Source organism: Rubritalea marina DSM 17716 (genome assembly GCF_000378105.1).
In the GTDB taxonomy this organism is placed as follows: domain Bacteria; phylum Verrucomicrobiota; class Verrucomicrobiia; order Verrucomicrobiales; family Akkermansiaceae; genus Rubritalea; species Rubritalea marina.
The window spans coordinates 120,731-134,823 of record NZ_KB899255.1 but is presented as its reverse complement, the minus strand read 5'-3'; the positions used below and the strand labels follow the sequence as shown (position 1 = coordinate 134,823).

General features: G+C 52.9%; 13 protein-coding genes. 9 read left to right on the top strand and 4 right to left on the bottom strand.

Annotated features, from left to right (window positions below):
- Positions 1-122 precede the first annotated feature (122 nt).
- Positions 123-926 carry an SDR family NAD(P)-dependent oxidoreductase gene (locus tag F454_RS0108790; protein ID WP_018970281.1) on the top strand — a complete coding sequence of 268 codons (804 nt, stop codon included), beginning with the start codon at positions 123-125 and terminating at the stop codon, positions 924-926.
- Between the two features lie 8 nt (positions 927-934).
- Here F454_RS0108790 and F454_RS0108785 read toward each other — a convergent pair whose 3' ends face one another.
- From F454_RS0108785 to F454_RS0108770, 4 genes are all read right to left on the bottom strand, one after another.
- Positions 935-2,164 (bottom strand): CinA family nicotinamide mononucleotide deamidase-related protein, encoded by a 1,230-nt coding sequence (locus F454_RS0108785; protein ID WP_026292808.1) that lies wholly within the window; start codon positions 2,162-2,164, stop codon positions 935-937.
- A gap of 72 nt (positions 2,165-2,236) precedes the next feature.
- The gene (locus F454_RS0108780) at positions 2,237-3,721 is read right to left on the bottom strand and encodes a PP2C family protein-serine/threonine phosphatase (protein ID WP_205619012.1); all 1,485 of its coding nucleotides are present in this window, start codon (positions 3,719-3,721) and stop codon (positions 2,237-2,239) included.
- A gap of 14 nt (positions 3,722-3,735) precedes the next feature.
- Positions 3,736-4,233 (bottom strand): STAS domain-containing protein, encoded by a 498-nt coding sequence (locus tag F454_RS0108775; protein WP_018970278.1) that lies wholly within the window; start codon positions 4,231-4,233, stop codon positions 3,736-3,738.
- A gap of 110 nt (positions 4,234-4,343) precedes the next feature.
- Entirely contained in the window at positions 4,344-4,793 is a 450-nt protein-coding gene (locus F454_RS0108770; protein WP_205619011.1) for a hypothetical protein, read from the bottom strand.
- 121 nt (positions 4,794-4,914) lie between these two features.
- Here F454_RS0108770 and F454_RS0108765 point away from each other — a divergent pair, with 121 nt between their 5' ends.
- The 8 genes from F454_RS0108765 to lsrF all read left to right on the top strand — a co-directional run bounded on the left by F454_RS0108765 (position 4,915) and on the right by lsrF (position 14,000).
- On the top strand, positions 4,915-5,412 hold the full coding sequence (locus F454_RS0108765) for a Fur family transcriptional regulator (RefSeq protein ID WP_018970276.1): 498 nt from the start codon (positions 4,915-4,917) through the stop codon (positions 5,410-5,412).
- Between the two features lie 3 nt (positions 5,413-5,415).
- The gene (locus F454_RS0108760) at positions 5,416-6,180 is read left to right on the top strand and encodes an AraC family transcriptional regulator (protein ID WP_018970275.1); all 765 of its coding nucleotides are present in this window, start codon (positions 5,416-5,418) and stop codon (positions 6,178-6,180) included.
- Between the two features lie 136 nt (positions 6,181-6,316).
- Positions 6,317-7,327, top strand: a complete 1,011-nt coding sequence (locus F454_RS0108755; RefSeq protein ID WP_026292807.1) for a sugar phosphate isomerase/epimerase family protein — start codon at positions 6,317-6,319, stop codon at positions 7,325-7,327.
- A gap of 63 nt (positions 7,328-7,390) precedes the next feature.
- On the top strand, positions 7,391-8,194 hold the full coding sequence (locus F454_RS0108750; protein WP_026292806.1) for an alpha/beta fold hydrolase: 804 nt from the start codon (positions 7,391-7,393) through the stop codon (positions 8,192-8,194).
- Positions 8,195-8,259: 65 nt separating this feature from the next.
- Positions 8,260-9,111, top strand: a complete 852-nt coding sequence (locus F454_RS0108745) for a sugar phosphate isomerase/epimerase family protein (RefSeq protein WP_018970272.1) — start codon at positions 8,260-8,262, stop codon at positions 9,109-9,111.
- A 97-nt stretch (positions 9,112-9,208) separates the two neighbouring features.
- Positions 9,209-11,182 (top strand): bifunctional aldolase/short-chain dehydrogenase, encoded by a 1,974-nt coding sequence (locus tag F454_RS0108740; RefSeq protein ID WP_018970271.1) that lies wholly within the window; start codon positions 9,209-9,211, stop codon positions 11,180-11,182.
- 85 nt (positions 11,183-11,267) lie between these two features.
- On the top strand, positions 11,268-13,034 hold the full coding sequence (gene dhaL, locus F454_RS16120; protein WP_018970270.1) for a dihydroxyacetone kinase subunit DhaL: 1,767 nt from the start codon (positions 11,268-11,270) through the stop codon (positions 13,032-13,034).
- 87 nt (positions 13,035-13,121) lie between these two features.
- Complete coding sequence (gene lsrF, locus F454_RS0108730; protein ID WP_018970269.1) at positions 13,122-14,000, top strand: 3-hydroxy-5-phosphonooxypentane-2,4-dione thiolase; 879 nt, start codon at positions 13,122-13,124, stop codon at positions 13,998-14,000.
- Positions 14,001-14,093: the final 93 nt, after the last annotated feature.

Sequence of the window (14,093 nt, the reverse complement as noted above, 5' to 3'; positions counted from 1 at the left end):
GCCATTCACCTAATGGACAACTTCCCGGCAGCCACTCGATCCACCTCGAACTTCGCTGACACCTAATTGAGGATCTGAGAATTACGTCTTCACCAAATCCTCAGACATGCTATGATCGTGTAATGCAAAAGGTGATTTTACTCACGGGTGCCACAGATGGCATTGGTGCAACCACGGCGAGGATACTGGCAGAAACGCCACACAAACTCCTCCTACATGGTCGTAGCGAAGAGCGCATGCACGCCCTGCTAGAAAAGCTGCGCCTGATCAACAGCCAACTTGATGCCGCGCCGTACTTGGCTGACCTATCAGACCTAGAGCAAGTAGCCGCCATGGGTGATCGCCTCCTCGCGGAGCAAGAGCGCATCGACATACTGATCAACAATGCTGGAGTCCTCAAAACCGACAACCCCATCACCGCTGACAATCTAGACCTGCGCTTTGTGGTCAACACGCTGGCTCCCTACCTGCTCACTAAGAAGGTGCTCCCAATCATGCCGAATGACGGGCGCGTGGTGAATCTTTCTTCCGCCGCGCAGTCAGAAGTCGACCTAGAAGCCCTACGCGGAAACCACCATCTACCCGAGATGGAAGCCTACTCTCAGAGCAAGTTAGCCATCACCATGTGGACCCGTCACCTAGCCCTTCAACACCCAGAAGGCCCCGTCTTCGTGGCGGTGAACCCCGCCTCTTTATTGGGCAGCAAGATGGTAAAAGCTGCCTTTGGCATGGAAGGCAAAGACCTCCGCATCGGCGCCGAAATCATTGTCAAAGCAAGCCTCTCGGATGACTTCGCAGATGCCAGCGGCAAATACTACGACAATGACAGCGCACGCTTTGCCGCACCTCATCACGCTGGGTCTAATGAAGCGAAAATGGCACAACTCGCCGCAGCCATGGACACCCTATTGCCGGCTGGTTCTTAACAGCACATCTAGCTAAGCAATCGCAGCCTGAGGAAGTCGAGAACGCGCAACGCCACCAATTCCTTGAACGCAGTGCGCGCTTTTGGGTGCATCACCATTTGACTGAACGTTTCTCCATTCTTGCCAACGACCGCCATCCAAGCAGTGCCCACCGGCTTCTCCTCACTGCCCCCACCTGGCCCAGCCACACCAGTAACTGCTAGCGCGATATCAGCGCCAGAATCTCTCTTCGCCCCGATAGCCATCGCTATGGCCACTTCCTCACTGACGGCCCCGTGAGCAACGAGCAAATCGTGCGGCACATGTAAAAGCTGCTCTTTCGCCTCGTTTGCATAACTCACGTATCCATGAGTCAGCACCTCAGATGCTCCCGCCACATCGGTGAGCATGCTCGCAATCAAGCCACCCGTACAACTCTCAGCAGTGGCCAACTTCCAGCCACGCACAACACACTGGCGCAATACCACTTCAGGTACCCCCGCCCCATCTTCGCTGACCAGCTGGGATGGAAATGCCTCGCGCACCAACTGCGCTCCCTGCTCTACAGCAGCCTGGGCTCCAATCAGACGCACATCCACTTCGTAGGGTCGAGCACAATAACCCACCTCCAAGCCGGGGATCTGGTGTAAAGTGGCATCAATCACCTCGTGCAAGTCACTCTCCCCCACGCCTATCACCTTTTGCTCAAGCATGAGATGGTCCGCATCCAGCTCTGCTATCGCGCGCAGGCGGTGCGGCACCTCGGCGTGGTACATCGGGTGAAGCTCACGCGGTGGCCCCGGCAAGAGAAATACCGCACAGCAATGATCCCCCAAACGCTGAGGCACGTATACCCCAGGGGCTGTACCATTAGGATTCGGCAGCACCTCAGCACCACACGGTACCAATGCTTGCTTGAGATTGGAATCCGGCATCTCACGTTGACGCGAGGAAAAATATTCTTTGATCACACGCACCGCATGCTCGTCCTCGATAAGTTCGATCCCCAATGCCTCTGCAGTCGCCTCGCGGGTGACGTCATCGCTCGTAGGGCCAAGCCCACCGGTCACAATTAAGACGTCTGCACGCTGCACCGAATCTCTCATAGCATCACGTACCGGATCTCCGTCGGGCACTGTAGTCTGCTGCGCGATCCGCAATCCGAGCTTGCGAAGCTCGCCACCAATCCACGCAGCATGAGTGTTTTGAGTGATACCTAACAACAACTCAGAACCCGTATTCAGAACCTCAATCCTCATACCCAACACCATGCACAGTCCCACTTGAATTTCGAGCGTTATTGCTCGCCGCCATGACAGTAAACAGCACGATCAAAGCTTCCGCTGCAGCGCGATGATCGTAATATCATCAGACTGCAGCGCATTCCCCACATACTTGTCGATGGTGCTTTCAAGCTCCGAAACCACAGTTTGAGAACCATCGCGCGCATACCGACTAAGAACATTGACCATCGGATCAGCCCCAAGCTCGTCGTCCTGCTCGTTTCGCGCTTCCGTCACCCCATCAGTGTATAGCAAAAGCATATCGTCTGGCTCGAGCTCGAGCTGATGCAATTTCGTCACCCGCTCAAAAACCTCGCCATCATCTAGACCAATAGCCAAGCCAGGCGGCTTCACCCACTCGACTTCACCCGAAGCAGCCCGTAGTAACGGCGCCTTATCGTGACCGGCTCGAACCACCTGCACGCTATTGTCCAGCTCGGATATCACATACAGCGCGAGGCTAATAAAGGAATCCTCTTTGATGTCGGCATACAGCTGTCGGTTGAGTTGGTGTACCGCACCCAGTGGGTCGCCAGTACGCTCAAGCTCAAGTCTGAGCACGCTGCGGCACATCGCCATCAGCAGACCTGCAGCAACACCCTTGCCAGAAACATCCGCAATCACCACCGCCCAGCTCCCCTCACCCAAATCAATGTAATCGTAATAATCCCCACTGATCAAGCGCGCCGGATGGTTCACCCCACTGATGTCGTAGCCTTTCACATTTGGCTGAGAACTCGGCAACAACACCTGCTGAACTTCGCGCGCGTTGCGCAGCTCACCCTCGATCTTGCGCTTCTCATTCGCCTCTTGGTGCACCATCGCATTCCCCAAGGCAAAGGCAGCCTGCTCGCTTGCAGAGCTAAATAGATCAAACTCATTCCCACTGTAATCTGGGCTATCAGCCTTGCGCGCCACGGCCAAGACCCCCAGGTCTTTGCCTCCATATTTGAGGGGAGCCACCAAGGCCTTAACCTCTTCAGTATACTGAACAAAGGCATCTTTGAAGGCCTCGTGATTCTTCACGTCCACAACTGATTGAGTAACACCTGAACTAAGCACAGAACCCAACATCCCCTCACCAGCTGGCACGCGACTCAGTCGAACGTGACTCTTCAGAGCACGCACATCATCCTGAAACTTCTTCAACACCTCAACTGGCAGGCCAATCAACAGTGGGCATTCATCTGAAATGGCGCGCGGCACCAAGTATCGCCCGCTGTTATCAATAAGATACAATGCCGCACCTTGCGACATCACAACAGCGTTGATGCCGTCTACAATCTCTCGGTGCAGGCGCGAGGCAGAGTGGTCTTCCTCCAGCGCCACCCCCAAGGTGTGCAAAAACTCGAACATCCGGTGCTCCTCCACCTCAATCAGCTCCATCTTCCCCTCTGAGCGCTCAAGCTTCGCACGCGTGCGACGCCAATTGATCAATAAGGCATACAGCAATACCGTACTAAATAAGAGACTGATGACCACAGCATTGTCGGAATCCAACATGTAATGCCAAAAATCTAACAACGTCTCCACCACCTAAAAGTTATTTATGAACGTGGCCGAGGCTCGACTTGAGCTGCAAGCTCTTGCTCGAGGCAATCGAGCACCGTGGCAAACTTTTCGTTATTCGAATCATCTGCATCACAGAGTGTCTTGTGCGCCTCGTAGACATGCTTGCGGTTGGTACCTTCACCCTGATCACCGCATGGTGTGAGAGCTCCTCGAATTTCAGCAACCTGATCTTGCCACGATGGATGACCTGGATTCACGGTCATGAGGCAATCGAGCCCGAGATCTTCGAGCGATTGAGTGTTTTTGCCGTTGGCGAAGGCGACCTCAAGTTTCGCACCATCGATTTTACAGAGCTTCATCGCGATTCCAGCGAGTGTCCCCATAAAAGTGGAATCCATTCCCGTGCATTTGTCCAAGTCGACCACAACATGCTTTAGTCCTTTATCAATCTGCCCTTCCACCCATTGTTTGAGTTTAAGGCTATTGAGGAAGCTTCCTTTGCCATCACAGCTAACCCACGCAAGTGAGTGCATAGAACCAGCGGATATTGTGTGTGTCGTGTTCACTATTGGAACTGCTAACTTTTAGCATTAGCTTAATGATACTCTATTAATCTCCGCCGTCAATCCATTGACGCGGAAATTTAACGATTATCGCGCCACAAATAAGATTGCTCGCTACCGATCAAGTCGCCATCCGCATAGGCCTCCACTTTCCAGCAAAGCACGCGCCCTTTTCCACGATATTCTTCACCATTAAAAATGAATTCACAGGTTTTAGTCCCTGATGACTTTGTAAACCGCTGCTCTTTCGTCAACACCACGTGACCAGTGTCAGCCTGTTGATACAGAAACACAACTCTCACATCTTTGTTACCGTGACCATGTGGCAAACTCCAACTCACAGAATAATACTGCCCCAAGCGATCTCTGCGCTCTTTGTATGACACCGCACCTCGCAGCCGCTTTTGCTGCTCAGCTCGAATGATCGGGTTATCACGATTCACACGCTCCAAATCCCGCAAGTGATATTCACGAACATCCACAGCATCAGGAGCACTCGAGCAGGCTGCTAAAAAAATGAAAGATTTCACTAACAAAACAGCTGCTATCAAATTCCTCATGCATAGGATCTAACCTATCAGCAAAAAAAACCAACCCCGAAAGTCATCATCTGATGGACAAGTGACAAAAAATTCCTAAGCTCTGGATCGAATGGTAGAAGAGATTCAAAATAAACTCAACGAATTCGTTAAGTCGAAAGGCCTGCGCAAGACTCCGCAGCGCGATGCCATCGTGGCCTGCATCTTTGCCCAAGACGAACACTTCACTGCCGATGAACTCTGGGATCGCGTCCGATCAGCAAACATCAAGGCCTCGCGCGCTACCATTTACCGCACGCTCAACCTATTACTTGAGGCCAAGCTCCTCCACGAGATCGATCTCGGTGAAGACACCAAAACCTACGACCCCAATTTCCACGATAGCCCTAGCCACAATCACCTCATTTGCATCGACTGTGGCAAGGTGCTTGAATTCGAAGACTCACACATCGAGCTACTCAACGACTGCATCACACGGCGCATGGGCTTTCGCCCAAAACAACAATCGATCCGCATCGAGGCCAACTGTGAAAAGTTAAGAACTTCGGGATCCTGCCCGAGCCTCATCGAAGCGCGCCTCAATGGGAAGCGCCTTCCCAAAAAACGTTAGATCATGAATACGGGCACGATCAAAGACGAATCCTTCTTTGAACAACACCAACTCATTGATCACGGCGAAGGACTCTTCGACCACCTGCCGGGCTTCCTCTACTTCGTCAAGGACACCGATCTGCGCTTCGTTTCAGCAAATTATCGGCTCGCAAAAAAACTCGGCGTCGACTCCCCTAAAGAATTACTCGGGAAAATGGACCGAGACTTCTTCCCGCCTAGCCAGTACACCAAATACGAGAAAGATGACATCGAGGTCATCCGCTCCGGCACCCCACTCTACAACAAAGTCGAACTAGTCCCCCGAGGGAAGGGTTTCGTCGATTGGTCCACCACCACCAAAATCCCCCTATTCAATGCCACCGGCGAAGTCATTGCGATCGCCGGAACCACGCGCCCCTTCTCCACCGGAACCTCCGCCATCGACATCCACTCCGAACTCGGCGCCCCACTGAAGACAATGCACTCAAGATTTGCTGAGAATTTGCCAGTTTCAGAGCTTGCAAAGCAAGCGCATCTTTCTGTTAGTGCCTTCGAGCGAAAGTTCAAAAAACAATTTCATATGACACCTAGGCAATACATCCGCCACTTGCGCGTGCATGACGCCTGCTACAAACTCAGCCACAGCAATGAAAGCCTTGCCGACATTGCCGCAAGTTGCGGCTACGTCGACCAAAGTCACTTTAGTAGAGAGTTTTCTAGGGTCACCAACGAGACACCACTCAAGTACCGCAAACGCCACCGCGCCAAGATTTCGCACAATAGTTAGAATTACTTAAATGACTCCAAGCGCAATAAACCCATTTGCCGATTTCATACAAAAAACAAACTGAGGCATACAAGACAACCGCCTCTTTTTTATAGATAACGATCACCACAAACAAAAAAACCATACAAACTAAGCTATGTCTCTAAAATTACATAACGCAATGTGGCCGGGCCTCGTTGGCAAGGAAGAAGGTACTGACCACCCACCAATCTCACTCGAACGCATGCTTGAGCTCTCAAGCAACGCCGAAGTAAACGGCGAGAAATTCGACGGTGTCGATCTTTTCCTTTTCCATCCACACACCGATCCATTTGCAAGCGATGACGAAATCCGCCGCATGGCCGACCAAATCGCGGAGAGCGGCTTCAAAATCGGCTCGCTTGTCGCACCGATCTGGCCAGGAACCGTAGGTGGCTGTGCATTCGGCTCACAAGACGATCGCGACAACTTCGTCAAAGCTGTAGAAGTTTCCGCTAAAATCGGTCAAACCCTCAAAGACCACGGCGCACGTGAGTACGGCCTCATCCGTATCGACTCCGCTGGCGGCCCAGAAGACTTCGCGAAAGACGAGGCTGGCAACACCAAGCTCCTTGCAGAAACATTCCAGCGCGCTGGTAAAGTAGCTGAACAATACGGCGAACGCCTCGCAGCTGAAGGTGAAATCTGCTGGGGTGGCATGCACTCCTGGAAGCACATGGTAAACACTCTCGAAGCGACAGGAATGCCTGAAACCGTAGGCTTCCAAGCTGACCTCGCACACACATACCTTTACCTTCTCGGCTACAACGCTCCAGAAGCAGCACTCCTCAAAGAGGGCTACTCCGACGACGAGTTCTGGGCAGCATACAAGACCATGACTGACGCACTCCGTCCATGGACACTCGATTTCCACGTAGCTCAGAACGACGGTTCCGTGCACGGCACAGGCGACCACGATAAGACTGGCCGCCACTGTCAAGCTGACGATCCAAATGGCAAACTTGACATCACCAAGTGTGCTGAAATGTGGCTCCAGGATTACGCAGACCGCGGCATCGAGCACATTTGTTGGGACGGTTGCATGTTCGACAATGACGTTCTCGAGTCACCAAAGACTTGGGACGCCATCCTCGAAGCATCCATCAAAGTGCGCAACGCAGTGGGTTAATTGAACTGGCTCACCCGAGCCATTCACCCACCTCCAAAATCAACCTCATTTGATCATAATTTTATGCCAACAGTAACAGCAAATGGCATCCAGATGCACTACCAAGAAGCTGGCTCCGGCGAGCCACTCATCTGCATCATGGGTATCACCGCTCCAGGCGGCGTGTGGGAAGCACACGCTGAGGAATGGTCCAAACACTTCCGCTGCATCATGCCAGACAACCGCGGTGTCGGCCTCTCAGACAAGCCTGAAGGCCCGTACTCCTCTGCCATGATGGCTGACGACTACGCAGCACTCATGGATGAACTGGGTATCGAGTCCGCTCGTGTGGTAGGTTGCTCCATGGGCTCTATCATTGCCCAGCAACTCATGCTCCGTCACCCAGAGAAAGTTAAGTCAGCAGTCCTCATGTGCACATGGGCTCGCACTGACAACTACGCCAAGGGCATCTTCCAACACATGGCTAATTGTAAGGCACGCTTCACCCCAGGTGAATTCATGCACTACATCCAGACACTCATCTTCGCCAAGCCATTCTGGGACAATAAAGAATGCTACGCATCACTCGCTGAAGGCCAACAAGGTGCCAACCTCGACCAAACACCTCAGCCGCTTCACGGCCTCGAGGCTCAGGCCGCAGCATGCACCAGCCACGACACACTGGCAGAGCTACCAAACATCAAGGTGCCCTGCTACGTCACTGGCGGCATCGATGACATCTTCACACCACTCTGGATGGCAAACGAAGTAGCCAACGCAATCCCTAATTGCGACACCTACTTCTACGACAATGCTGGACACGGCTTCCACTTCGAGAACATGGACGCCTTCAACGCGAAGACCACTGAGTGGCTCCTCGCTAACTAAATCAAAAAAGCGGCTCACCAGAGCCGCACGAAATACAATCAACTATTAACAAATAACAATTTATCATGTCTGATATTAAATTCGGTTCACAAGTGTACACATGGTTCATGGACGGCTATGGCGAAGGCAACGACAACAAGCTTGCTCACATGGCCAAAGTCATCAAAAAAGCAGGCCTCAAAGGTATTGAGCCAATGGTGCTTGAACCATACGACAACTACTGGATGGGTGACTGGTTCGATCCAGCAAAGATGAAGGCTGACCTTGAAGAAGCTGGCGTCGAACTCATCGCGCTCCCAATCATCTGTAGCTGGGACCAAGCAGAGGAAACTGAGTCCGAGCGCGCATGTGCTGACTGGGCGATCGAAACTCTTGCTGAGCACTTCCCAGGCGTACCACTCGGCACAGTACCACTTCCTAGTGGCCGCAAGGACAACCTTCAGCAACGTCGCCTCAATCTCGTGAACAACGTGAACGCGGTTTCTCGTCGTGCAGCAGCTAAAGGCATCAAGTGTTCCTTCCACCCGAACTCACCACCAGCATCCCTCTGTCGCACACAGGAAGACTACGACGTAGTCCTTTCTTCACTCGACCCAGAGGCAACTGGCTGGACACCGGACGTCGGTCACATCATCCGCGGCGGTATGGACGTGATCCAAACCATGACCAAGTGGCAGCACCTCATCAACCACATCCACTACAAGGACTTCTCTGGTAACGGCATCGAGCCATGGGCACAAATGGGCTCAGGCAAGGTCGACTTCCACCAGATCACTGAATTCCTCCTCCAACGCAACTACAAGGGTTGGATCGTTTGCGAAGACGAATGTGAGCACGCAATCAAGCACCCAGATGAAGTCACCATCCAAAATGGTGAGTGGTGCAAGGAGCAGCTCCTCCCACTTCTCGGCGAATAACTACACCATCCACACACACTCGGCGCCCCTCGCCTGAGGGGCGCCAACCTCTATTCACCCCCCAATAATTGAATCTTTAACCATCTCAACTGAATCGATGAAAAATTTATACGACAAGGCTGAAGCACCAGCAAATGACGACCTTGCACTTCGCGTGTACACTTCGCGCCTGCTTGGCCAAGAAGCCGATCTAGTCCTCCACGGAGGCGGCAACACATCTGTCAAAACCACCGTCAAAGACTTCTTTGGCAACTTCGTCGAAGTCCTCTGTGTCAAGGGCTCAGGTTGGGATTTGGCTACAATCGAGAAACCTGGCTTCCCTGCAGTGCGCATGGAAACACTCCTCAAGTTAGCCGAACTAGACACACTCTCAGACGCCGACATGGTGGAGCAGCAGCGCCTCGGTCTCCTTGACCCAGCAGCGCCAAACCCATCCATCGAAGCCATCGTGCACGCGGTGATTCCATCCAAGTATGTGGACCACACCCATGCCGACGCCATCCTAGCACTCACCAACAATCCAGATGGCAAGAAGCACATCAAGGAATGTTTCGGTGACTCCATGATTGTCGTGCCATACGTAATGCCTGGTTTCGTACTCGCGAAGGCCGTTCAGAAGGCAATCGCAGGCAAAGACCTCTCCAAGTACGACGGCATGATTCTCATGAATCACGGCATCTTCACCTTCGACGACGACGCGAAGAAGTCCTACGATCTCATGATCAAAAAGGTGACAGAAGCTGAAAAATACATTGCCAAGCACCTCAAGGACAACCCAATCAAAAAAGCGAAGCACTCCACAGACCTCCTCGGTCTCGCAGCACTGCGAAAGGCAGTATCCACCGAACGCGGCACTGCATGCATCGCCAAGCTTTCAACAACCAAAGCTGCCACAGCATTCGCTGCTGCTGACAAACTAGCAAATATCTGCAAGAAAGGCCCAGTCACTCCGGACCACACCATCCGTACCAAACGCCTCCCACTCTACCTCGCCGACGGCGGCGATGCGCAGAAAGCGGCTACCAAATACAGCAAGGATTACACCAGCTACTTCGACAAGCACGCCACCAAAGAAACCATCCTCGACACAGCACCACGCTGGGCAGCATGGCAGAACCACGGCGTGGTTTCCTTCGGTGCCACACTCAAAGAAGCGAACGTCATCGCTGACATCGCAGAGCATTCCGTAGACACCATTCTCAAGACTGAACACGCATTCGGCGCCTGGAAGGCCCTTCCAGCCAAAGACCTCTTCGAGATCGAATACTGGGAACTCGAGCAAGCGAAACTCAATAAAGGCAACGCCGCAACGCCACCACACCAAGGCAAAGTAGCACTCGTCACTGGCGCTGCAGCCGGTATCGGATTTGCATGTGCCGAGCAACTTGCCCTTCAAGGCGCAACAGTCATCGGTGCCGACCTCAACCCAGAGATCATAGAAGCCATGGCATCCTTCGGCGGCCTAGGCATCGTAGCGAACCTCACTGACGACGCGGCAATCAAGGATCTCGTTGAGACAATCGTAAGCACCTACGGCGGCCTCGACATCCTCGTCTCTAACGCAGGCATCTTCACTGCAGGAGCCTACCTCGAAGACCTCGAGCAAAGCAACTGGGAGAAATCATTCGCAGTGAACCTCACTTCACACCAGAAACTCCTCCGTGAGACCATCCCATTCATCAAGCTTGGCCTCGACGGCGCAATCGTTCTCGTTGGCTCTCGCAATGTGAATGCACCAGGCGCAGGTGCTGCCTCGTACTCCTGTGCGAAGGCCGGCCTCAACCAACTCTGCCGCGTAGCCGCACTAGAGCTTGCACCTGAAGGAGTACGCTGTAATATCATCCACCCAGACGCCGTATTCGACACCAAACTCTGGACTCCTGAGAACCTCAAACGCTCCGCTGAGCGATACGGACTCACCGTGGAAGAGTACAAAACTCGCAACCTTCTCAAAACAGAAATCAAATCCGCTAACATTGGCCAGATGGTATCCGCAATGGCATCACCACTCTTCGGCAAGACCACAGGAGCTCAAATCCCTGTAGACGGCGGCAACGACCGAATCATCTAACCCATTCACAGGCATACGTGAGCCCCGCTCTTCTCATCGCAGATGGCTGGGCTTACTTACCAAGAAACACCAAATCACCACTCGAATGTCAAACTTCGCACCAAAACTTCTAAACGACCCACTCAAGGCAGCCGACGAGCTCCTCGAAGGTCTCGTCGAAGCCTACAACGGCCAATGCTACAAAGTAGGTACTCGCTCCATCGTTAAAAACGACATCCCTGACGGCAAGGTTTCCCTTCTCGTTGGTGGTGGCGCTGGCCACGAGCCAATCTACCACGCAATGGTAGGCACCAACATGGCTGATGGCGCAGCATGTGGAGACATCTTCGCAGCTCCTGCTCCGAACATCGTCCAAGAAGCTACTTCCGCAATCGACCGCGGCAATGGCGTTCTCTACCTCTACGGCAACTACGCCGGTGACGTGATGAACTTCAATGTTGGCGCTGAAATGGCTGAAGCTGAAGGCGCTGAAGTCAAAACCGTCCTCATCGCTGACGACATCGCTTCCGCTCCTCCTGAGCGCAAGAAAGACCGCCGCGGCATCGCTGGTCTCGTCCCCATCGTAAAGCTTGCAGGCGCAGCCTCACAGACTGCGGAGACTCTCGAAGATCTCGCAGCTGTGACTGAAAAAGCATGCCTCCAGACTCGCTCCATCGGTGCAGCAATGGCACCTGGCTCCATCCCTGCAACAGGCAAGCCAACATTCGAACTCGAACCTGGTATGGTTGGTCTCGGCATGGGCATCCACGGTGAAGCTGGCGTAGGCGAAATCCCACTTCCACCCGCTGACGAACTCACCGTTCAGATGCTCGACCTCATCCTCGAAGATTACGAAAAGGATGCAGACGTAGAAGCACTCAAATCTGGCGACGAAATCGTTCTCTTCATCAACTCACTCGGAGCTACCACCATGATGGAATGTCTCGTGTGCATGCGCAAAGCTGCTGAGTACCTCGAAGAAAAAGGCATCGAAATCTTTGACGTTGTCATGGGACCATACGTAACTTGCCAGGAAATGGCTGGCGTTTCCTTCTCCGTCACTCGTGTTGACGAAGAGCTCAAGCAGCTCTGGTCCATGCCATGTGAATCCTTCTGTTACTCCAAGATGGAAGGCCCAATCAAAGGCGGTACTGCTACAGTGACCAAAACTGGCAATGCCAACACTGGCGTAGCGAAGAAAGCAAAGGCAATCGCTCAGAAAGCTCTCAACCTTTCCAAGTCCACTGAAGGTCTCAGCACTGAGCAAGCTCAGCAAATGGCTCTCAACGTCGCCGCGAAGATCATCGCAGCGGAACCAATCCTTTCACAGGCTGACCGTGACCTCGGTGACGGCGACCACGGCCTCGGTATGCAGCGTGGCTTCACAGCACTCACCAAGCAGGTTGAAGGAACTCAGTTCGAAAACCTCCGTGAGCTCTATCAAACAGCTGGCACAGCACTCCTCTCCACCATGGGTGGCGCTTCTGGTGTTGTCTTCGGTTCACTCTACCTCGCTGGTGGCAAGACCATGCACGGTGCGGAGTTCTTCGGATCTCACGAGCTTTCTCACCTCCTCAGCCAGGCACTCAAAGATGTGATGAGCCGCGGTGGAGCTAAGCCAGGCGACAAGACAATGATCGATGCGCTCCACCCAGCTGCAGAAGCTGCTAAGGCAAACATCGACAAGCCACTTTCCGAGTCCATCAAAGCAGTTGCTGAAGCGGCTGAAGCGGGCAAAGAAGCATCCAAAGACATGATCGCAACCATGGGTCGTGCAAAAACTCTCGGTGAAAAAACTCTCGGACTTCCTGATGCTGGCGCGATCTCGGTGACCATCATCCTCAAGACCATGGAGGAATTCATCAACGCATAAACAATTTCGGTTCCTCAGAACCGCTATCTAATAACACGCCACTGGTCAAATCCAGTGGCAACCTCAAACACAACCAATACCAAGAAAATGGCAGATACAGATGACATCAGAGAAGGCGCAAGCTTCGGTCTCGACACACCAGCCTCCACAGAAGGCTTCTACCTTAAGGGAATCAACAACTCAGACTGGGGCCTCAAGAACCGCATGTCTCGCATCTTCAACAAGAAGTCCGGCAATTCCGTAATGCTCGCATTCGACCACGGTTTCCTCATGGGACCAACTTCTGGTCTTGAGCGCGTTGACCTCAACATCGCTCCAATCGTAGAGCACGCCGATTGTATCATGGGCACACGTGGCATGATCCGCTCCTCAATCCCAACAGATTGCTCCAAGCCAGTCTGTCTTCGTACTGACACAGGTACCACTATCCTCACAGAAATGAACCACAACGTTCTAATCGCTGAGGAAGAAGCAATCCGCATGAACGTTTCTGCTATGGCAGCAATGCTTTCTGTCGGTGAAGACGAAACTGAGCACAAAACAATCGCTAACTTCTCACGCCTCGTAGACATCGGCTCCAAGTACGGCATCCCAGTAATGGGTGTGACTGCTGTTGGTAAGAAGATGGCTCGTGACGCACGCTACTTCGCAATGGCTTCACGCGTATGTGCTGAAAACGGCGCATCCATCGTTAAGACATACTACACAGAAGGCTTCGAAAAAGTCGTAGCTTGTACTCCAGTACCAGTGGTTATCGCAGGTGGTAAGAAGCTTCCTGAACTCGAAGCTCTCGAGCTTTGCTACAACGCTATCCAGTGTGGTGCAGCAGGTGTAGACATGGGCCGTAACGTATTCCAATCCGAAGCTCCAGCAGCCATGATGGCAGCAGTTGCAGGAGTGGTTCACGACGGACTCAAGCCAGCTGAAGGCCTCGACCTCTTCAACACGAAGAAGAACGAAGCTTAATCGCACAATCTATTTGAACATTCTCTCTGCCGAGAGCTAGTAGATGCAGCCAATTCATTGGCTCGCGGCCATAGCTGAATTTTGGTTCACGCT

Coding starts and splice junctions, on each gene's coding strand:
- lsrF (WP_018970269.1), top strand. CDS start 13,122: ATGGCAGATACAGATGACATCAGAGAAGGCGCAAGCTTCGGTCTCGAC.
- F454_RS0108760 (WP_018970275.1), top strand. CDS start 5,416: ATGAATACGGGCACGATCAAAGACGAATCCTTCTTTGAACAACACCAA.
- dhaL (WP_018970270.1), top strand. CDS start 11,268: ATGTCAAACTTCGCACCAAAACTTCTAAACGACCCACTCAAGGCAGCC.
- F454_RS0108785 (WP_026292808.1), bottom strand. CDS start 2,164: ATGAGGATTGAGGTTCTGAATACGGGTTCTGAGTTGTTGTTAGGTATC.
- F454_RS0108745 (WP_018970272.1), top strand. CDS start 8,260: ATGTCTGATATTAAATTCGGTTCACAAGTGTACACATGGTTCATGGAC.
- F454_RS0108755 (WP_026292807.1), top strand. CDS start 6,317: ATGTCTCTAAAATTACATAACGCAATGTGGCCGGGCCTCGTTGGCAAG.
- F454_RS0108790 (WP_018970281.1), top strand. CDS start 123: ATGCAAAAGGTGATTTTACTCACGGGTGCCACAGATGGCATTGGTGCA.
- F454_RS0108740 (WP_018970271.1), top strand. CDS start 9,209: ATGAAAAATTTATACGACAAGGCTGAAGCACCAGCAAATGACGACCTT.
- F454_RS0108765 (WP_018970276.1), top strand. CDS start 4,915: ATGGTAGAAGAGATTCAAAATAAACTCAACGAATTCGTTAAGTCGAAA.
- F454_RS0108750 (WP_026292806.1), top strand. CDS start 7,391: ATGCCAACAGTAACAGCAAATGGCATCCAGATGCACTACCAAGAAGCT.
- F454_RS0108775 (WP_018970278.1), bottom strand. CDS start 4,233: ATGCACTCACTTGCGTGGGTTAGCTGTGATGGCAAAGGAAGCTTCCTC.